General features: G+C 43.0%; 16 protein-coding genes. All 16 read left to right on the top strand.

The window, feature by feature from the left end; translation table 11 throughout:
- Nucleotides 1–32 precede the first annotated feature (32 nt).
- The 16 genes from ACFGVS_RS09205 (at nucleotide 33) to ACFGVS_RS09130 (ending at nucleotide 19,911) form a co-directional block, all read left to right on the top strand.
- Nucleotides 33–1,940, top strand: coding sequence for a tetratricopeptide repeat-containing sensor histidine kinase (locus ACFGVS_RS09205; protein ID WP_439698392.1), 1,908 nt, complete (start codon nucleotides 33–35; stop codon nucleotides 1,938–1,940).
- Nucleotides 1,941–2,186: 246 nt separating this feature from the next.
- Nucleotides 2,187–3,269 (top strand): fatty acid desaturase, encoded by a 1,083-nt coding sequence (locus tag ACFGVS_RS09200; RefSeq protein ID WP_439698391.1) that lies wholly within the window; start codon nucleotides 2,187–2,189, stop codon nucleotides 3,267–3,269.
- Nucleotides 3,270–3,503: 234 nt separating this feature from the next.
- Nucleotides 3,504–5,033: a hypothetical protein gene (locus ACFGVS_RS09195; protein ID WP_439698389.1), complete on the top strand. Its 1,530-nt coding sequence runs from the start codon at nucleotides 3,504–3,506 to the stop codon at nucleotides 5,031–5,033.
- Between the two features lie 101 nt (nucleotides 5,034–5,134).
- Nucleotides 5,135–6,043, top strand: coding sequence for a sugar phosphate isomerase/epimerase family protein (locus ACFGVS_RS09190; RefSeq protein WP_439698388.1), 909 nt, complete (start codon nucleotides 5,135–5,137; stop codon nucleotides 6,041–6,043).
- 170 nt (nucleotides 6,044–6,213) lie between these two features.
- Nucleotides 6,214–6,768, top strand: a complete 555-nt coding sequence (locus ACFGVS_RS09185; protein WP_439698387.1) for a gluconate 2-dehydrogenase subunit 3 family protein — start codon at nucleotides 6,214–6,216, stop codon at nucleotides 6,766–6,768.
- 3 nt (nucleotides 6,769–6,771) lie between these two features.
- On the top strand, nucleotides 6,772–8,487 hold the full coding sequence (locus ACFGVS_RS09180; protein ID WP_439698386.1) for a GMC oxidoreductase: 1,716 nt from the start codon (nucleotides 6,772–6,774) through the stop codon (nucleotides 8,485–8,487).
- 237 nt (nucleotides 8,488–8,724) lie between these two features.
- On the top strand, nucleotides 8,725–10,404 hold the full coding sequence (locus tag ACFGVS_RS09175) for a GMC oxidoreductase (protein WP_274212727.1): 1,680 nt from the start codon (nucleotides 8,725–8,727) through the stop codon (nucleotides 10,402–10,404).
- Between the two features lie 24 nt (nucleotides 10,405–10,428).
- A complete protein-coding gene (locus ACFGVS_RS09170) occupies nucleotides 10,429–11,859 on the top strand; it encodes a Gfo/Idh/MocA family protein (protein WP_090651986.1) in 1,431 nt (476 codons plus the stop codon).
- Nucleotides 11,860–12,035: 176 nt separating this feature from the next.
- Nucleotides 12,036–12,608, top strand: coding sequence for a gluconate 2-dehydrogenase subunit 3 family protein (locus tag ACFGVS_RS09165; RefSeq protein WP_274212728.1), 573 nt, complete (start codon nucleotides 12,036–12,038; stop codon nucleotides 12,606–12,608).
- 391 nt (nucleotides 12,609–12,999) lie between these two features.
- Nucleotides 13,000–14,151 (top strand): Gfo/Idh/MocA family protein, encoded by a 1,152-nt coding sequence (locus tag ACFGVS_RS09160; protein ID WP_255369895.1) that lies wholly within the window; start codon nucleotides 13,000–13,002, stop codon nucleotides 14,149–14,151.
- Nucleotides 14,152–14,160: 9 nt separating this feature from the next.
- Nucleotides 14,161–15,213 (top strand): sugar phosphate isomerase/epimerase family protein, encoded by a 1,053-nt coding sequence (locus ACFGVS_RS09155; protein WP_439698384.1) that lies wholly within the window; start codon nucleotides 14,161–14,163, stop codon nucleotides 15,211–15,213.
- Between the two features lie 56 nt (nucleotides 15,214–15,269).
- Nucleotides 15,270–16,523 (top strand): MFS transporter, encoded by a 1,254-nt coding sequence (locus ACFGVS_RS09150; protein WP_147052066.1) that lies wholly within the window; start codon nucleotides 15,270–15,272, stop codon nucleotides 16,521–16,523.
- A 178-nt stretch (nucleotides 16,524–16,701) separates the two neighbouring features.
- A complete protein-coding gene (locus ACFGVS_RS09145) occupies nucleotides 16,702–17,142 on the top strand; it encodes a c-type cytochrome (protein ID WP_090651981.1) in 441 nt (146 codons plus the stop codon).
- Nucleotides 17,143–17,307: 165 nt separating this feature from the next.
- Nucleotides 17,308–18,198 carry a hydroxypyruvate isomerase family protein gene (locus ACFGVS_RS09140; RefSeq protein WP_090651980.1) on the top strand — a complete coding sequence of 297 codons (891 nt, stop codon included), beginning with the start codon at nucleotides 17,308–17,310 and terminating at the stop codon, nucleotides 18,196–18,198.
- 50 nt (nucleotides 18,199–18,248) lie between these two features.
- Nucleotides 18,249–19,124, top strand: a complete 876-nt coding sequence (locus ACFGVS_RS09135) for a sugar phosphate isomerase/epimerase family protein (protein ID WP_439698382.1) — start codon at nucleotides 18,249–18,251, stop codon at nucleotides 19,122–19,124.
- A gap of 16 nt (nucleotides 19,125–19,140) precedes the next feature.
- Nucleotides 19,141–19,911 carry a 3-keto-disaccharide hydrolase gene (locus tag ACFGVS_RS09130; RefSeq protein ID WP_439698381.1) on the top strand — a complete coding sequence of 257 codons (771 nt, stop codon included), beginning with the start codon at nucleotides 19,141–19,143 and terminating at the stop codon, nucleotides 19,909–19,911.
- Nucleotides 19,912–19,995 lie beyond the last annotated feature (84 nt).

Raw genomic sequence — 19,995 nt, 5'->3', positions numbered from 1 at the left:
TTGCAGATAAGAATTCAATTCCCTATTGATAAATGAGGCGAACTATTGGCCAGGTACTATTATTATTGCTAATGCATGGGGTTTGCTATGCTCAAAAAGATGTGCCGGTTGGGTTTGTAGCCAATACGGTATCTGTTAAAGATACGGTTGACAGCCTCAATAAAGCTGCCGGCGAGATATACATGGGTGCCCCCAATAAAGCGCGCGAAATGGCCGGCAAGGCGCTGTTGCTTTCCGAAAAAATTAAATACAATACAGGAATAGGTTTAGCCTATATCAACCTGGGCCATGTGTACTGGTCACAATCCTATTATCCTATCAGTTTATTTTATCTTAATTCGGCATTACCGTATTTACCTAAAAATAATGCCACTTTGCTGGCCGAGTGTCACAGTGCAATAGGCCGCACTTACCTTGAACTTAAAAACTATCAGCAGGCAATCAATAGTTTAAACCAATCGGCAAAATATGCCGGGAACGATGCCAAAATGTTGGGAGAGTTTTACACCGAGAAGTCGCTGGTATACATCCGGATGCGCGATTACACGCTGGGTATGGCAGCAAGTTTGCAGGCCTTAAAACTTTGCAGGGCCAGCGGGGATGATAATAACACCAACATTATCTATACGCGGTTAAGTTCGATACAGCGCCTTCAAAAACAATTTAAAAAATCTATAGCTTATGACGATACGGCGTATTACATGAGTTTTAAAACCAATAACCGGCGATTGCGCGCTAAAACCCTTATTGAATATGCTGATAACTATAATGGGCTAAAGCAATTTGATAAAGCGATTGGTTATGCCACAAGAGGTGCCGCACTTGCTGATAGCATTGGTTTGATGAACGGAATTTCGGATGCATACAGGACAATCATGTTTAGCTTTGAACAAAAGAAAGACCTGGCCAACGCGCTGCTGTTCCAAAAAAAATATAACGCAGCGCTTGATTCGCTGAATGAATCTGACAGAAGGCGTAATACCGAACTTATCCAGAATTATTTTGCTTTAAACGACAGGCTCAAAGAGATTGCTATAATTGAACAACGGGCAAAAGAAGATAAGGATAAGATTCATTTTCAAAATGTCATCATTATTACGCTGATCATATCGTTGCTGGCCGTATTAACGGCTTTGTATATTACCTATTATAATTTAAAACAAAAAAAGTTACTTAGTAATAAGCTAAGCAGGCAGCATGAGGCCTTACTGGTGCAAAAAGGCCTGATTGAAGAACAATCGGCTAACCTTGCCGCTGTAAATAAGCTTAAGGATAAGCTATTGGCTGTAATAGGGCACGATTTGCGTACCCCTTTTGCAAACCTGCGTAACATCATGAGCCTGTTTGGAGCGGATAACTTAAACCTTGAAGACATGCATGGCCTGATGAAAAAAATGGAACCGGTAGTAAAAGGCGCCGAGCTTACGCTATCCAACCTGCTGGAATGGGCGGGCAGCCAGATCAGGGGGATAAATTTAACACCATCGGTTATTGATATAAACCTGGTGGGCGAAGAGATGGCTCAAATTTATAGCTACCAGTTGCAGCAAAAAAACATCAGGTTTCAAAATATAGCTATCACCGGCCATATGGTAAAAGCCGATGAAAAACATATTAAGGTAGTTATAGGGAACCTTATTAGCAATGCTATAAAATTTACCGATGATAATGGCGTTGTGACCCTGAGCAGCCATGTTGCCGGTAAAGAGCTTGTGGTTAATGTTAACGATACGGGTAAGGGTATTCCGCAGGACAAATTAGTTAAGCTATTTGATCTTCATTCGCACTATACTCAAAATGGCACAATGGGCGAGGTTGGTACAGGCATTGGCCTGTTTTTGTGTAAAGAACTGGTGGAGTTTAATGGTGGCCGGCTATGGGTTAAATCAGAAGTAGGCAAGGGGAGTACTTTCAGTTTTAGCTTACCTTTGGCCGATTAAGCAAAAATTATTCCTTTTTGTGTTAACAAATCATAAAGCTTTTACGTAGAAAAAGGATAGTAGTCAAAAAGAATTCTGATAAATATATTACGGAATAAGTAATTTAATTATTTAGAAAACGTTTTAACTATATATGTTGATTTAGTGAAATCAATTATATTTTCTAAAGTAACAATATGGTGAGTTTTTTACTATATTGTGACAATATTTATTACTCCTAACATTTTTTTTATTCCTGCTAATTTAATGGCTTTTTTAAACACAGTACTCGAACCACCCTCGTACGGATGGACGGATGAGGATGGTAACCTTGCAAAACCCACCAATGCAACAATTTTAAAAGAATTCTTTTCGAGACTGAATGTTTTCCGGGATAAGAAAAATTGGCTTTCATTTTTAAGCTGGTTTTTAGTGCTTGCGTTAACACCTTTCCTGTTTTTGTTTGTATTCAAATATTTCAGTATCGTAGGCTTAATAGTGGCTTTTGTTTACAGCATGATTATTATGGGTACCCATGGTACTATATGGCATCATAGGTACTGTACGCATAACGCATACACTTTCACCAATAAATTCTGGCGCTTTTTTACACAAAACCTTACGCTTAAAATTATTCCCGAAGAGATTTACGCAGTATCGCACCATGTTCATCACGCGTTGTCAGATCAGCCCGGCGACCCTTACAATGCCCAGGGTGGTTTTATGTACTGCTTTTTGGCCGATGTAAACCATCAGCCTGTAGCCAGGAACATGACCGAAGCCTGTTATAAAAAATGTGTTAACCTAATGAAACACGTTGGCGTAACTCCCAACACCTATAAACAATATCAAAAATGGGGTACTATAGCCAACCCGTACCGCACCGTTATTGGCATCGTCCTTAACTGGGGCTTCTGGTTCACCGCATTTTACCTGATGGGCGGCATGCCCTTAGCCTGCGCTATCTTCGGCTCCGCCGGATTTTGGGCTGTAGGTGTGCGTACCTTTAATTACGAAGGCCACGGCAAGGGCCAGGACAAACGCCGCGATGGCACCGATTATAATCGCGAGGATATGTCAATAAACCAATTATGGCCGGGCTATGTTGCCGGCGAGTGGCACAATAACCATCATCTTTATCCTAAAAGTGCCCGCTCCGGTTTTAAGCCGCATCAATTCGACCTGGCCTGGTGCTATATCAAATTCATGAGCATGATAGGCGCCGTGAGTTCATACCGCGATTCTAAAAAAGAATTTTTACTTACTTATTGCAATAAAGTACAGGTGCCGGTTACGGCGCTGGCTATAAAACAGATGGAAGTTAAGCCGGTGCTTGTGCGGGCAAAATAAAAGGCCTTAATGTTCCTTAAAGAAGGAGCGTTTTCACATTCAAAGGACTATCCGTTTATATTGTCATATTATTTTTAAACGCCATTGCTGTTTTAGCGATGGCGTTTTGTGTTTATCTCTTTTTTTGCTGTGGGCCGGGGTAGCAGTATTATGTTAAAATAGTTACATTTTATTTACGATTGTAATTGATATATTAGCGAGCCAACTAATTATACAACTTAAACGCCATAATCAATGTTAAATAAGCTTTTCTGTTTTGCAGCCTGCTTGTCGTGCCTTGTTTTTTTTAACAAAAGGGCCCAGGCACAGGGCCTGGGAATATTTGATAATCAAACAGATGTAGGTATCAATAAACTTCCCGGCGGCGGGCAATATGATGCCAAAACGCAGCAATATGAGCTTAGCGGGGCGGGGCAAAACATTTGGGCAACGCATGATGATTTTCATTTTGTGTGGAAACGCATGAAAGGCGATTTTATATTACGCACCAATGCCGCTTTTATTGGCAAAGGTGTCGAGCTGCACCGTAAGGTTGGTCTGATGGTACGCAGCACTTTAGATAGCAATTCAAAACATATAAATGCCGTTGTTCATGGCGATGGCCTTACCTCGTTGCAGTACCGCAAAACCGTTAGCGGAATTACCGAAGAAAAAAAAGCAAGTATCACCGCGGCAGATGTTATCCAGTTAGAGCGTAAGGGCAATACCTACACCATGTCGGTAGCCCGTAAAGGCGATCTGTTTGTTACCGAAGAAGTGAGCGACCTTGACCTGGGCGATGAAGTTTATGTTGGGATTTTTATTTGCTCGCACAATGCTGATGTAACCGAAAAGGCAACCTTCAGCAACGTACGTATTATAGTTCCGGCGCCTGCTACATTGGTACCTTACAAACAATACCTGGGCAGCAGCATCGAATTACTTGACGTAGAGACTCAAAACAGCACCATTGTTTACCAGTCGCCACGATCATTACAAGCGCCAAACTGGATGAAGGATGGTAAGGCATTGATTTACAACAGCGACGGTTCGTTGTTTAAGTTCGATCTTAAAACCAACACACCGGCACAACTCAATACAGCGCCGGCAAAAAACAATAATAACGATCATGTACTTTCTTTTGATGGTAAAATGCTGGTTATTAGCAGTGGTGATGGCGGCCCTTCTATAGGATACACCGTGCCGGTTACAGGTGGCCAGGCAAAAAGGATTACGGCACCTGGCGTTGGCGCGAGCTATATGCACGGCTGGTCGCCGGATGGTAAATACCTCGTATTTTGTGGTCAAAGAAACAAGGAGTTTGATGTATACCGCATCCCATCGGGAGGAGGAGCCGAAGAAAAGCTGACCAATACGCCTGGTTTGGATGATGGGCCAGAATATACGCCCGACGGAAAATATATCTACTTTAACTCTGTACGCAGCGGGTTGATGCAGATTTGGCGTATGAAAGCCGATGGCACCGAGCAAACGCAGATAACTAACGATGATTATAACAATTGGTTCCCGCACATATCGCCCGATGGCAAATGGATTGTATATATCACCTTCTTTAAAAACGAAGTAGCCCCGGATGATCACCCTTTTTACAAGCACGTATTTTTAAGGCTGATGCCAATAGGTGGCGGCCAGTCAAAAGTAATTGCTTATTTATATGGCGGACAGGGCACTATTAACACCCCGTCATGGGCGCCGGATAGTAAACACCTTGCTTTTGTAAGTAATTCAGATTTATTGTTCCCGGTATTCCCGAAAGAAAAGTAAAGCCCTATATTAGGTTCGGGGTTCGGGTTGCCAGGATCGTGTCATAAACTCATGCCCCGACCCTGGCAACCCGACCCTCGAACCAATAAAAAACAAAAACTATGACTACACGCAGATCATTTTTAAAAACAGGCGCCCTGGCCGTTGCCGGCGCCTCCCTTTTGCACGATAGCTTATTTGCCGCGCCCAAAAAACTCGAAAGGGTGGGGGTCCAGCTTTACAGTGTACGCGATGCCATGAAACTTGACCCTAAAGGAACGCTGAAAAAAATTGCCGACGCCGGTTATCATCATGTAGAACATGCCAATTATGTCGACCGGAAATTTTATGGCTTCACCGCAAAAGAATTCAAGGTTATCCTCAATGATCTGGCACTTAAAATGCCAAGTGGCCATACCGTAATGACAGCGCAACACTGGGACGAATCAAAAAAAGATTTTACCGATGCCTGGAAATATACAGTGGAAGACGCAGCCACCATGGGGCAAAAATTTGTAATAAGCCCATGGCTTGATGAAAAAGTACGCACAGACATGGATGCCCTGAAACGCGCCATGGAGCAGTTTAACAAATGCGGCGAGTTGTGCCAAAAATCGGCAATGAAATTTGGCTATCATAACCATCATTTCGAAATCAGCACCAAAATAGGCGATATAACTCTATATGACTATATTATTCAAAACACCGATGCCTCATTGGTAGCACAGCAAATAGATATTGGCAATATGTTAACTACCGGTGGGCATGCGCTTGAGTTTATTAACAAATATCCCGGCAGGTTTGAGTCGATGCACGTTAAAGACGAAATAAAGGTTGCCCCACATGATGGCGATGATACCGAAAGCTGCATTTTGGGCCAGGGTATTATGCCGGTGAAAGATATTGTAAAGGCGGGCAGCAAAAAAGGCGGCACCTCGCTTTTTATTATAGAGCAGGAGGCTTATCAAGGCAAAGATCCGGTGGAAAGTGTAAAAATTGATTTACAAATCATGAAAAAATGGGGTTATTAATAGTATAAGGGTAACTTACACCATCAACGGATTTAATTTTTGAGGCGGTTAGCTTAAAAGCCTAAAATTACTAAGTTTGAATTCCGTTATAAACGTAAACACAGATTAGTTTAATTGCCTGCCTTGCCGCGGGTAAATAAACCAATTCCTGCTAAAACAATTTACTTAATATGCACAGGCGTACTGTAATAAAGAATTTGGCTTTGATAATAGGCGGGGCGGCAATACTTCCGGCATGCCATCGAATAGAAGGTAAGGCGTCTGTAACACTTAAAAATGTTGATATCAGCGCCGATCAGGAAAAGTTGGTGAGCGACATTGCTGAGACTATTATTCCAAAAACAACAACACCTGGTTCAAGGGACCTGAATCTGCATTTATTCGTATTCAAAATGCTGGATGATTGCTACAAAAAAGAAGATCAGCAGGCATTCATGACAGGTATGGGGCAGTTTACTGATGCTGTCAAAAATAAATATGATAAACCCTTTTCGGATTTAAGCCAGAAACAGCGCGAAGACGTGTTATTGAGCATCGAAAATGATAAGGACGAGAAAAGTACTGCAAATCCGAAGGAACTCAAATCTTTTTATGGGATAATAAAAAATCAAACCGTAAATGGTTATGTAAAATCTAAATATTTTATGACAAAACAAGTAGTGTATGAACTTGTACCGGGTAGGTATAACGCCCGTTTTCCATACAAGCAAAAGCAATCAGCATAAATAATGGCTAATTTAAATATAGATAGCGTTAAAGACAGAACATTTGATGCGATAGTGATTGGCTCGGGGATGAGTGGTGGCTGGGCTGCAAAAGAACTTACAGACAAGGGCCTTAAAACGCTGATATTGGAACGTGGCCGCGATGTAAAACACATTAAAGATTATCCCACTACCAATATGTACCCCTGGGAGTTTGAGCACCGTGGCGAACTGCCGGTGGCAATAAAAGAGGCCAACCCCATAGTAAACCGCTGTTATGCTTTTGGCGAGGATGCCGCTCACTTTTTTGTAAAAGATAATGATCATCCTTATGTACAGGAAAAACCGTTTGATTGGATTCGTGGTTACCAGGTAGGCGGTAAATCGCTGCTTTGGGCCCGCCAGACACAGCGTTGGAGCGAATTTGATTTTGAGGGCCCTGCGCGCGATGGTTTTGCTGTTGATTGGCCCATCCGGTATAAAGATATTGCCCCATGGTACAGCTATGTGGAGAAATTTGCCGGCATTTCGGGTAACAGGGATGGCATTCCGGAGTTGCCGGATGGCGAATTTTTGCCAGCCTTCCCATTAAATACCGTCGAAACCTATTTTAGTAACCACGTAAAAAGTAAATACAGCAACCGGCATGTAATTAGCGCACGTTGTGCCCATTTATCTAAACCAAACCAAATTCATTTAGACCAGGGACGGGTGCAATGCCAGGAACGCATTTTGTGCCAGCGCGGCTGCCCGTTTGGCGGTTACTTTAGCGCAAATGCATCTACTATTCCCTGGGCATTAAAATCAGGCCACGCCACCTTACGTCCCTTTTCTGTTGTGCAGGAGATTATTTACGACGAGAAAAAAGGTAAGGCAAGCGGCGTTCTCGTTATCGATACTAATACAAAAGAAGCGATAGAATATTATGCCGATATCATTTTTGTAAATGCAGCTGCTTTAAATACCAACCTGGTGTTATTAAATTCAACTTCGCATCGTTTCCCTAACGGCCTTGGTAATGATAGTGGTGTGTTGGGTAAATATGTAGCCTTTCACAATTATTCGGCCCATATAGGGGCCGAGTATGACGGTGAAAAGGAGTGGACAACTGATGGCCGTAACCCTGCCGGTGGTGGATATATTCCCCGTTTCCGTAACGTTTATAAACAGGAGACAGACTTTTTACGGGGCTATGCTTCCGGCTTTAGCGCGTACCGCTACCAACAGCGCCCGTGGGATGGCGTTGGGGCAAGCCTAAAGGATAACCTGGTTAAAGATAACCTGAGTGGCTGGAAAGTAGGATCGCACATGATGGGCGAAACTATCCCGAAAGAGAGTAACTATGTAGCCCTTGATAAAGCATTGAAAGATCAGTGGGGTATACCACAACTAAAAATATCGGTGGCATATGATGATAACGACGAGAAGATGAAGAAGGATTATGTGGAGCAGTTGACTGAGATGTTTACCAGCGCCGGTTTCACCAATATAAAAGCCAGCACCGATAACCGCGCGCCAGGGCTTGATATCCATGAAATGGGTGGCGCCCGGATGGGTAATGATCCTAAAACATCGGTATTAAACAAATGGAACCAGATGCATGCGGTAAAAAACGTATTTGTAACCGACGGCGCCTGCATGACCTCAACCTCATGCCAAAACCCATCGCTTACTTACATGGCCTTTACCGCGCGGGCAGCCGATTACGCTGTGAGCGAGATGAAAAAGGGGAATATTTGAGTTTGCAGTTATGAGTACGCAGTTTGCAGTTAAAAATGTAAAGAATTATCAGCAGGCAGTTGTCAGCAAAATAGGATTTGACAATATTAATTATTACTGCCAACTGTAAACTGAAAGCTGCCAACTAAAGACATTGTGTAAAAAAAACACAAAGCTATATTTGTAAAATAATTTTTATTCATACATTTAACCGAACAACCAAGTAATAAACAAAATTTAACAACCTAATATAATTGTATGTCTGCAAATACTTATGACGCTATTGTCATCGGCTCGGGGATATCTGGTGGGTGGGCCGCCAAAGAACTGACACAAAAGGGTTTAAAAACCATTATGCTTGAACGCGGGCGCGATATCAAACATATAAAAGATTACGTGAACGCTACTAAAGATCCCTGGGATTTTACCCACAGGGGCGGGCGCACGCAAAAAATGATTGACGATTATCCTGTTTTAAAACGCGATTATCCGCTTAATGAGGTCAATCTTGATTATTGGGCAAGCGATAAAGACAGCCCTTACACAGAAACAAAAAGGTTCGATTGGTTTCGTGGTTACCACGTAGGCGGCCGTTCATTAATGTGGGGCAGGCAATCATACCGCTGGGCCGATGTTGATTTTGAAGCCAATTTGAAAGATGGCATTGCTGTTGACTGGCCTATCCGTTATAAGGATATAGCGCCGTGGTACAGTTATGCCGAGAAATTTGCAGGCATATCGGGTAACAGAGATGGCCTGGCTATTCTTCCCGATGGTGATTTTATGCCGCCAATGGAAATGAATGTGGTTGAAAAGGATGTTGCCAAAAGACTAAAAGATCATTATAAAGAAGCACGCGACATGATTATTGGCCGTACAGCCAATATCACCATACCGCATAACGACCGCACTAACTGCCAGTACCGCAATAAATGCTGGTTGGGTTGTCCGTTTGGTGCTTACTTTAGCACACAATCAGCTACATTGCCGGCTGCTATGGCTACCGGCAATTTAACGGTGAGGCCATGGTCTATCGTTACAAAAATTTTGTACGATAAGGATACCAAAAAAGCCAAAGGCGTTGAAGTACTGGATGCCGAAACCAACCAAACCTATGAGTATTTTGCAAAAATTGTTTTTGTGAATGCATCAACAATTAACTCAGCCTGGATTTTGATGAATTCGGCAACTGACGTTTGGGATGGCGGTTTGGGCAGCAGCAGCGGCGAACTTGGTCACAACCTGATGGATCATCACCTGGGTGTTGGCGCATCTGGCCGGTACGAAGGTTTTGAAGATAAATATTACTTTGGCCGCCGTGCAAACGGATTTTACATCCCTCGCTTTGCTAACCTTGGCGGCGATAAACGCGATTTTATACGTGGGTTTGGTTACCAGGGCGGTGCAAGCCGCGAAGGCTGGAGCAGGGATATTGCCGAATTAAATATCGGCGCGGCCTATAAAGATGCACTTACCGAACCAGGCACATGGTCGGTTGGTATGGGAGGCTTTGGCGAAACGCTGCCTTATCATGAAAATAAAGTAACGCTTGATAAAACCAAAAAAGACAAATGGGGACTCAACGTTGTTGCTATCGACGCCGAATTGAAGGATAACGAGAAAAAAATGCGTGTGGCGATGGAAAGTGAAGCTAAAGCGATGCTGGAAGCGGCAGGCGTTAAAGATGTACAAACCCACAGCAGCAATCCGTTCCTTGGCCGTGGTATTCATGAAATGGGCACAGCACGTATGGGCCGCGATCCTAAAACATCGGTACTAAACCAGTGGAACCAGGTTTGGGATGCCAAAAACGTGTTTGTTACCGATGGTTCCTGTATGACATCTGCCGCATGCCAAAACCCATCACTTACTTACATGGCGCTAACAGCCCGTGCAGCTAATTATGCGGTTGAAGCATTAAAGAAAAACGAGATCTAACAAAAACATCATAATACCATACCTATGTCTGAAGAAAAAGATAACGTTACTCCCAATCCATCGAGGCGGGATTTTATTAAAACCACTACGGTAGCTGCAGCAAGCTTCATGATCGTTCCGCGCTTTGTATTGGGCGGCAAAGGTTATATAGCGCCAAGCGACAAGCTTTTGATAGCCGGCGTTGGCGCGGGCGGTAAAGGCCAGAGCGATATTGCCAACTTTTATAAAAGCGGCAAAGCCGAAATTGCTTTCCTGTGCGACGTAGACGACAGGCGTGCGGCAAAATCACGTGCCGACTTCCCTAAAGCTAAATATTATAAAGACTGGCGCGAGATGTACGATAAAGAGCATAAACACTTTGATGCCGTATCAATCTCGACCCCTGATCATAATCATGCCATTATAACTTATAAAGCGATGCAAATGGGCAAACACGTTTACGTGCAAAAGCCAATGACGCATGATATTTGGGAAGCCCGCTTATTAACCGAGGCTGCAAAAAAATATAAAGTAGTAACCCAGATGGGTAACCAGGGATCATCAAATGATGGCACCCGTTTATTATCTGAATGGTATGATGCCGATTTGATTGGCGATGTACATACCGTTTACTGCTGGACAAACCGCCCCGTATGGCCGCAGGGAATTCAGTGGCCGGCAGCCAACCCTAATATCCCTAAGGAATTAGATTGGGACCTGTGGTTGGGTACCGCGCCTAAAAAAGACTACGTTGATAAATTAGTGCCGTTTAACTGGCGCGGATGGTGGGATTACGGAACAGGTGCCCTGGGCGATATGGGCTGTCACCTTGTTGAAGCTCCATTCAGGGTGTTGGGTATCCAGTACGCAAAGGATGTACAGGCCAGCGTTGGCAGCGTATATGTAGATGAGTTTAAAGAAGGCCATTTCCCTGAAAGCTGCCCTCCGTCAAGCCACATCACGTTAACATTCCCTAAAACCGATAAAACTAAAGGCGATGTTAAACTACACTGGATGGATGGTGGTATACAACCCGAAAGACCTGAAGAGTTATTGCCAAGCGAAAAATTTGGCGGCGAAGAAGGTAACGGAACATTATTTATTGGTACAAAAGGAAAAATGTACGCAAGTACCTATTCAGATGCGCCAACATTGTTGCCAACAGCGCTCACTAAGGATGCGAAAGCACCTCAGAAATGGGCACGCGTACAGGGTGGGGCAAATGGTCACTACGCACAATGGGTAGAGGGATGTTTGGCCGGCTATGGTAAAACAGAGTTAAGCTCGTCTTTTGATAAGGCCGGGCCGCTTACCGAGGCTTTGTTAATGGCAAACCTTGCAGTACGTGGTCACGAATTACAAGGTGGCCGTGTAAAGCTGGTTTGGGATAACGAGGCTATGAAAGTAACTAACTTTGACCCGGTTAACCAATATATTAAGCGCAATTACCGCGAAGGTTTTGAGCTGAAAGCTTAAGTTAATTAGTGGGAGATAGTTAGTGAATTAGAGAATTAGTGAGTTAGTGATTTTGAAAATAAGGTAGCTAATGAACAAATTCAATAATTTACAGATCAAAAAAAATCACTAATTCACTAAATCAGTCATTCACTAATTACAAAATCATTCACTAATTAATAAAAAATTATAAAACAATGAATAGAAGAGACGCAATTAGCAGGGTGGGCTTGTTACTTGGAGGCGCGGTAATAGGAGCCGAGTTTTTCATTTCGGGCTGTAAATCGTCAACATCCGCTTCGGGTGTGGCCGACCTGTCTAAACCAGAAATTATTGCCTTCCTTGATGAGGTTGGCGAAACCATTTTACCGGCTACAAGTTCGCCGGGTGCCAAAGCGGCCGAAATAGGCAAGTTTATGGGCGTAATGGTAACCGATTGTTATAAGCCTGCCGATCAGGAAATATTTTTAAAAGGTATTTCTAATATTGACGAAGCCTGCAATAAAAAATTTGGCAAAAAATTCATGGAAGCGGATGCCAAACAACGCACAGAGTTGCTTACCCAACTTGATGCCGAGCAAAAAGCTTATACTAAAACTAAAAAACCAGAGGATCCTAACCATTATTTCAGGATGATGAAAGAGTTGACCTTGTTAGGTTTCTTCACTTCAAAACCCGGTGCAACCCAGGCTTTGCGTTACCTGCCTGTACCCGGCAAATACGATGGTAATTTCCCATACAAAAAAGGAGATAAGGCCTGGGCGACCTAAGGGGTTGGTTTGTGGTGGATTGAGTTGATTAGGTGAGTGGTTGAATAAGAGAGTGGTTGATTGAGTTGAATAAGAGAATGGTTGATTGAGTTAATGGGTTTTAATCCTATCAACTTAATTAACGTAATCTAACTCAGTCAACACAATCCAACCTAATCAACCCAGCAAACCACTCACTTAATGATAATTGGTTTGTGGTTGATTAAGTTGATTAAATTGGCATGGGTTGTCTGAGTTAAATAAATGGTTTGCAAAGTTGGAAATATATGAACAGCAATGTTTTGAAAAATCAACTCAAATAGCCAAATTTACCCCATTCAATCGATTGTATTCTGATTTAATTAATCAACTCAATCTAACTTGATCAACTCAATTCAACAAAACATAAACAATGAAACTAAGATTAGGAATGATTGGCGGCGGGCAAGGTGCGTTTATTGGCGCCGTGCACAGGATTGCCGCCCGCATTGATGGCGAATATGAATTGGTTTGCGGGGCTTTTAGCAGTAACGCCGAAAAATCGAAAGCAAGCGGCGTTTTGCTGGGCTTGCCCGAAAATCGCGTTTACAGTTCATATACCGAACTTATTGAAAAAGAAAAACAGCTACCTGAAGACCAGCGTGTTCAGGTAATTAGCATAGTTACACCAAACCATGTGCACTTTGATCCGTCAAAAGCTGCATTGGAAAATGGCTTTCATGTTGTTTTAGATAAACCAATGACATTTTCATTGGCCGAGGCTAAAGAACTGGAAAAAGTAGTGAAATCAAGCGGTAAATTATTTTGCTTAACACATACCTACACCGGCTATCCTATGGTAAAGGAAGCTAAGCAACTGATAAAAGCCGGTAAACTGGGCACAATCCGAAAAGTTTATGTAGAGTATCCGCAAGGATGGTTAAGCAGCTTTTTAGAAGGGGATGATAACAAACAAGCCTCGTGGCGTACCGACCCAGGTAAAAGTGGGATAGCCGGCGCCATGGGTGATATTGGTACCCACGCTTTTAACCTTGCCGAATACGTAACCGGGTTGCAGGTAACAAAAATATGTGCCGATATTAACGTAGTTGTGCCGGGCCGTAAGCTTGACGATGACGGGGCAGCATTACTAAAATTTGATAACGGCGCAAGCGGTGTGCTTACGGCTACCCAGATTGCTGCAGGCGAAGAAAATAACGTAAAGATTAGGGTTTACGGCGAAAAAGGCGGCCTTGAATGGCATCAAAGTGATGCTAATTCATTAACCCTGATGTATACCGATAAGCCGATGGAAGTATGGCGCACAGGAGGTGGGTACACCAGCTCATTTGCGCAGCATAACACCCGCACACCGGCCGGCCACCCGGAAGGTTACCTGGAAGCTTTTGCCAACCTGTACCGTAATTTCGCCTTAACGGTAAAGGCAGGTTTGGAGGGTAGGGAAGCTACGCCCGAAGAGTTGGATTATCCCGGTATTGAAGAAGGTGTTCGTGGCATGGCATTCATCGAAAATGTGATCGCTTCGGGCAAATCAGATAAAAAGTGGACTGAGTTTACTATCTAACCAAAAACTATGAAAACCATTAAAGGACCTGCAATATTTATAGCTCAATTTATAGGCGACAATGCCCCTTTTAACAGCCTGGATTCTATTTGCCAATGGGCAGCCGGGCTTGGCTACAAAGGCGTACAACTGCCAACGCTGGATGCCCGTTTTATTGATCTGCAAAAAGCTGCCGAAAGCAAAACTTATGCTGAAGAAGTAAAAGGTGTAGTAAACAGCCACGGATTGGAGATTACCGAATTATCAACCCACCTGCAAGGGCAGCTGGTAGCCGTAAACCCAGTTTACGACGAACTTTTTGATGGGTTTGCTCCCGAGCAATACCGTAAAAATCCTGTGGAAAGGCAAAAATGGGCTGTACAGCAACTTAAATACGCTGCGCAGGCTTCAAAAAATTTAGGCCTGCAGGCATCTGTTACTTTTAGCGGCGCACTGCTTTGGCCTATGGTATACCCATGGCCGCAACGCCCTGCCGGTATTGTAGAAACCGCTTTTGAAGAATTAGCTAAACGCTGGACACCTATTTTGAATGTTTACGAGGATAATGGTATCGATTTATGCTACGAAGTACACCCGGGCGAAGACCTGCATGATGGTATTACCTTCGAAATGTTTTTGGAAAAGGTGAAGGGGCATAAACGGGCCAATTTATTGTATGATCCATCGCATTTTGTTTTGCAATGCCTGGATTATTTAGAATATATCGACTTGTATCACGAACGTATCAAAATGTTTCACGTTAAGGATGCTGAGTTTAACCCAACAGGTAGGCAAGGCGTGTATGGCGGTTACCAAAACTGGGTTGATCGTGCAGGCCGTTTCCGCTCATTAGGTGATGGACAGGTTGATTTTAAGGCGATATTTAGCAAGCTGACGCAATATGATTTCCCCGGATGGGCCGTGCTGGAATGGGAATGCGCGCTTAAACATCCCGAAGACGGTGCGCGTGAAGGTGCAGAGTTTATCAAAAATCACATCATCCGTGTAACCGAACGCGCGTTTGATGATTTCGCCGCATCAGGCGCCGACGATGTGCTTAACAGGAAGACACTGGGAATATAAAAATCAGTACATTTGAAATAGCCAATTAACCAATTAATTAAACTTAATATATTTAAATGCAAACCATTAACCGCACACAACTATTCAGGGCCAGTTGTTTATCCCTGTTGGTAACATCATTATCATTCGGTATCCGTGCCGGTATCCTTGGCGAACTTGGAACGAAATTCGCGCTCAACGCCTCGCAATTAGGAACTATAACAGCCACCGCTTTCTGGGGCTTTCCACTTGCTGTAGTTATTGGGGGCATTGTGGTAGATATCATTGGTATGAAACGTTTGCTGTTACTGGCATTTATATTTCACCTTACCGGTATTTTACTTACCATTTTTGCCACCGGTTACTGGACGCTCTTTTTCTCAACATTGGTTATCGGTATTGCCAACGGTACTGTTGAGGCTGCCTGTAATCCATTGGTAACCTCGTTATATACCGAAAACAAAACAACTAAGCTTAGTCACTTTCACTTGTGGTTTCCGGGTGGTATCGTAATAGGTACATTAATAGTTACCCTGTTTAAACTTATCGGCCTTAACTGGCAGGTGCAGGTGGGGGTAATGCTTATACCTACTGCTATTTACGGATATTTATTTTCAAAACTTGATTTCCCGGTAACTGAACGGGTGGCATCAGGCGTTTCAACAGCAGGTATGTACAAAGCTGTGGCATCGCCGCTGTTTATTTTTATGTTTATCTGCATGTTTGGTACAGCTATAACCGAGTTGTTTACCGGGCAGTGGATTGATGTATTATTGAAAAATGTTACCGACAATGCACTGCTTTTGCTGACTTTAGAAACAGGTGTGATGGTATTGGGTCGGGCTTTTGCTAAGCCGGTGTTAAAGTTATTTTCACCCCAGGTTGTAATCCTGATGTCGACCATAGTAGCATCAATTGGTCTTTTTATGTTGAGCACCATGACAGGGGATATCATATTCCTGGCGGCAATTATTTTTGGTATGGGTGTTTGTTTCTTTTGGCCAACCATGCTTGGTTTTGTATCAGAAAACATCCCCAAATCAGGTGCGCTTGGTTTAAACTTGATGGGTGGGGCCGGGATGTTCGCGGTTTCTATCTGGACTATAATCATGGGTAAATACTACGATAATATTGTAGCTTCTAAAATGGCTGCATTGCCGGCCGGTACCGATCCTGCTAAAGCTTTGGAAACAGCAAAAAGCCTTGCCGGTCCCGATGTGTTACATTTTACGCTTACCATACCCCTGGTTTTAATTGTAGCCTTTACCGGATTGGTGTTTTACATGCGTGCAAAGAAAAAAACAGCGCCGTTAAGCCAGGTAACTGTTTAACAAATCATATTTTTTAGGATAAAAATTGTATTTTTCGGCACAATTAATAAATGAAATTAAAAACAGTATAAAGCATCAAAATTATAGGTAAAACTTAACCAGGTTGATGCTTTATATTTAATTAAAAAACAAAATCAATGGGGGTAAAGCCCTGTTACCCTAAAAACAAATTAACTCAATGAAAAAGGCTTTTTTTATTCTTGGTATCTGTGCGGTAGTTTCTGCCTGTGGTGGCAATTCGGCAAGTAAAGGTGGTAGCGATAGTACCACGGCGGCAAATCAAACTGCCAAGGCAACTAATTCTGATGCTGATACCAATGCTACTAAAACCGGTACCGAAGCGGCAGGTGGCTCGGCGGGCTCAAGTGCCGGCGAAAAATTATTGGCGGCCAATGATTGTGGAACTTGTCATAAAGTTGACACAAAAGTTATTGGCCCATCCTTCCAGGATATCGCTAAGAAATATGACGCTTCTGAAGCCAATATTGAGATGTTGGCCAAAAAAGTAATTGCCGGAGGTAGCGGTAACTGGGGTACAATGGCAATGACCCCGCACCCTGCACTTGCCGAAAGCGATGCGAAAGAAATAGTACAATATATTCTTGCACAAAAAAAATAACCCGATAATTTATAAGGGCAATAAGTTTTAGATAATCAGGCTGATCATTTAATAGTCCGGCAAGTATAGCCGGTGCTTTTTGTCCTGTTTTATAAAATTATTAAAGGTGCTTAACCAATTATAATCCGGAGAGTAACACTCCCCGGAATAAACCGATAATTAACCATGGAATCAAATCAAAACAGGCGGTCGGCTATAAAAAATATAGTTACCGGTACAGCAGCCATTACCGCGGCCGGCATGTTATCGTCATTTAAACCCGGGGAAAAAGAAATGGTAGTTGATACTGCGCTAAAAGGTAATATTAACCATGCCGTATGCCGCTGGTGCTATGGCGATATGACAGTTGAACAGCTTTGCGCGGCCGCTAAAGATATTGGCATAAAAGGTATCGACCTGGTTGGCCCGGCCGACTGGCCCACACTTAAAAAGTATGGCCTGTACTCATCTATGTGTAACGGTGCCGAAATTAACCTGACTGATGGTTTTGGTGATACGCAGTTTCATGCCCAGTTGCATAAAAACTACAGCGAAATGATTCCCAAGGTTGCTGCAGCCGGTTATAAAAACCTGATCTGTTTTAGCGGCAGCCGTCGCGGAAAAGACAATGAAACCGGTTGGAATAATTGTGTGGAGGGTTTGAAACCAATGGTTGAACTGGCCGAAAAACACAACATTGTGCTGGTAATGGAACTGCTGAACAGCAAAATTGACCACAAAGATTACCAATGCGACAGGGTAGAGTGGGGTGCCGAACTGGCCAAAAGGATAGGATCGGAACATTTTAAATTGCTGTTTGATATTTATCACATGCAGATTGATGAAGGTGATGTGATCCGTAATATACGTCAATATCACCCATATATTAACCACTACCATACAGGCGGCGTACCCGGCCGTAACGAGATTGACGAAACACAGGAGCTTTATTACCCGGCAATAATGAAAGCTATTGTAGAAACCGGTCATAAAGGTTTTGTTGCACAGGAATTTATTCCGAAGCAAAAAGATAAGGTGGCATCGCTGCGTAAAGCGGTACATATTTGCGACGTTTAAACCTTATGGTTTAAATACACTCCAATGCTATATTAACCAAACAGAAATACATGACATCCAGAAGAACATTTTTAGCGCAGGCCGGTATACTTTCGGCAGGTGCAATGTTAGCGCCGTCTTTATTATCGGCAAAAGAAAAGAAAGGTGCGGGCCTGCAGTTATATAGCTTGCGCAACGAGTTACCTGCCGATGTAAAAGGTGTAATAGGTAAAGTGGCTAAAGCTGGTTACAAAGAAGTGGAAACCTTTGGCTATAACAAAGAAAAAGGCTACTGGGGACTGCCCAGCAAAGATTTTGGAACGTTGTTAAAGGATAACGGACTCAGCAGCCCAAGCGGTCACTATGGTTTAGACTCGTACTTTGGCGAAGGAAAAACCGATGATTTAAATATGTATATGGAGGTTGCCAACACTATTGGTCAAACTTATATCATAGTACCTTCATTAAACCATAATTTCATAAAAACGGTTGACGACTGTAAAGCTGTTGCCGAAAAAATGAATAAAGCTGCCGAGATATGCAAGGCGTCGGGTTTGAAATTAGGTTACCACAACCATAACTTTGAATGGGCGCCGGTTGGCGATACCACGTTTTACGATGTAGTATTAAACAATACCGACCCTAAACTGGTTAATATGGAGATGGATTTATACTGGGTGGTACGGGCCGGCCAGGATCCTTTGGCTATTTTTGAAAAGCACCCCGGACGTTTTACTTTTGTGCATATTAAAGACAGGGATAAAACCAATCCAAACCTGAATACCGAGATAGGTACAGGCGATATTGATTTTGTGAAGATATTGGGCAAAGCACAACAGGCGGGTATAAAACACTTTATTGTTGAGCAAGAGAATTTTACCAATATTGATCCATATGTAAGCATAGCCAAAAGCGCTGCCTACTTAAAAAGTACGCTTCACATATAATAAACCAAATAACAACATGAAATATTCAATAATATTGACAACCATTTTAGCCGCGAGTTTTTTAATGGCTAATGCGCAAAATGCTAAACCAGAGGATACCGAAATTTGGGAGCCAATTCCTAAAGCAGTAGTGCCGGGTAAGGTTTTGGGCGATGCCCCTTCTGACGCTATTATTTTGTTTGATGGTAAAGGCCTTGATGAGTGGGTTGACGTAGAAACCCAAACACCGGCTAAATGGACTGTAAAGGGCGATGTGCTTACTGTAAATAAAGCTACCGGAAATATAGAAACAAAGAAAAAGTTTACTAATTATCAATTACATATTGAGTGGCGTGTGCCTGCGAGCATTACAGGCAGCGGCCAGGCCCGTGGCAATAGCGGCGTGTTTTTAGCATCAATAGGTAAAGGTGATGCCGGTTATGAGCTACAGGTTTTAGATTCATACAACAACAAAACTTACGTAAACGGCATGGCAGGCAGTTTATACAAACAGGTTATCCCGTTGGCAAACCCAGGCCGCAAACCGGGCGAGTGGAATGTGTATGATGTGGTATGGACAGCCCCTGTGTTTAATCAGGATGGTACACTAAAATCTGCCGCAAGGGCAACCGTTTTCTTCAACGGCGTATTGGTTGAAAACAACTTTGAACTGCTTGGGCCAACCCAATACATTGGTAAACCATCCTATGAAGGTAAAGCCCATGGCGCGTCGCCAATAAAACTGCAAGCGCATGGCGATAAAAGCGAACCGCTTAGCTTCCGCAATATCTGGGTAAGAGAATTGTAATTAATTATTAAAAATGTTTGAGAAGCCTGTTCCTGATTTATGGAACGGGCTTTTTAAGTTTATAATGGCGCAAAATTTCGCTAC

It is taken from the genome of Mucilaginibacter sediminis, assembly GCF_051903035.1.
Lineage (GTDB): Bacteria > Bacteroidota > Bacteroidia > Sphingobacteriales > Sphingobacteriaceae > Mucilaginibacter.
The sequence above is the reverse complement of the archived record's forward strand: the minus strand, read 5'-3'. Positions and strand labels throughout refer to the sequence as shown.

What these genes read in the sequence shown, in the direction of transcription:
- ACFGVS_RS09205 (WP_439698392.1), top strand. Translation starts at nt 33, where the DNA reads ATGAGGCGAACTATTGGCCAGGTACTATTATTATTGCTAATGCATGGG.
- ACFGVS_RS09200 (WP_439698391.1), top strand. Translation starts at nt 2,187, where the DNA reads ATGGCTTTTTTAAACACAGTACTCGAACCACCCTCGTACGGATGGACG.
- ACFGVS_RS09195 (WP_439698389.1), top strand. Translation starts at nt 3,504, where the DNA reads ATGTTAAATAAGCTTTTCTGTTTTGCAGCCTGCTTGTCGTGCCTTGTT.
- ACFGVS_RS09190 (WP_439698388.1), top strand. Translation starts at nt 5,135, where the DNA reads ATGACTACACGCAGATCATTTTTAAAAACAGGCGCCCTGGCCGTTGCC.
- ACFGVS_RS09185 (WP_439698387.1), top strand. Translation starts at nt 6,214, where the DNA reads ATGCACAGGCGTACTGTAATAAAGAATTTGGCTTTGATAATAGGCGGG.
- ACFGVS_RS09180 (WP_439698386.1), top strand. Translation starts at nt 6,772, where the DNA reads ATGGCTAATTTAAATATAGATAGCGTTAAAGACAGAACATTTGATGCG.
- ACFGVS_RS09175 (WP_274212727.1), top strand. Translation starts at nt 8,725, where the DNA reads ATGTCTGCAAATACTTATGACGCTATTGTCATCGGCTCGGGGATATCT.
- ACFGVS_RS09170 (WP_090651986.1), top strand. Translation starts at nt 10,429, where the DNA reads ATGTCTGAAGAAAAAGATAACGTTACTCCCAATCCATCGAGGCGGGAT.
- ACFGVS_RS09165 (WP_274212728.1), top strand. Translation starts at nt 12,036, where the DNA reads ATGAATAGAAGAGACGCAATTAGCAGGGTGGGCTTGTTACTTGGAGGC.
- ACFGVS_RS09160 (WP_255369895.1), top strand. Translation starts at nt 13,000, where the DNA reads ATGAAACTAAGATTAGGAATGATTGGCGGCGGGCAAGGTGCGTTTATT.
- ACFGVS_RS09155 (WP_439698384.1), top strand. Translation starts at nt 14,161, where the DNA reads ATGAAAACCATTAAAGGACCTGCAATATTTATAGCTCAATTTATAGGC.
- ACFGVS_RS09150 (WP_147052066.1), top strand. Translation starts at nt 15,270, where the DNA reads ATGCAAACCATTAACCGCACACAACTATTCAGGGCCAGTTGTTTATCC.
- ACFGVS_RS09145 (WP_090651981.1), top strand. Translation starts at nt 16,702, where the DNA reads ATGAAAAAGGCTTTTTTTATTCTTGGTATCTGTGCGGTAGTTTCTGCC.
- ACFGVS_RS09140 (WP_090651980.1), top strand. Translation starts at nt 17,308, where the DNA reads ATGGAATCAAATCAAAACAGGCGGTCGGCTATAAAAAATATAGTTACC.
- ACFGVS_RS09135 (WP_439698382.1), top strand. Translation starts at nt 18,249, where the DNA reads ATGACATCCAGAAGAACATTTTTAGCGCAGGCCGGTATACTTTCGGCA.
- ACFGVS_RS09130 (WP_439698381.1), top strand. Translation starts at nt 19,141, where the DNA reads ATGAAATATTCAATAATATTGACAACCATTTTAGCCGCGAGTTTTTTA.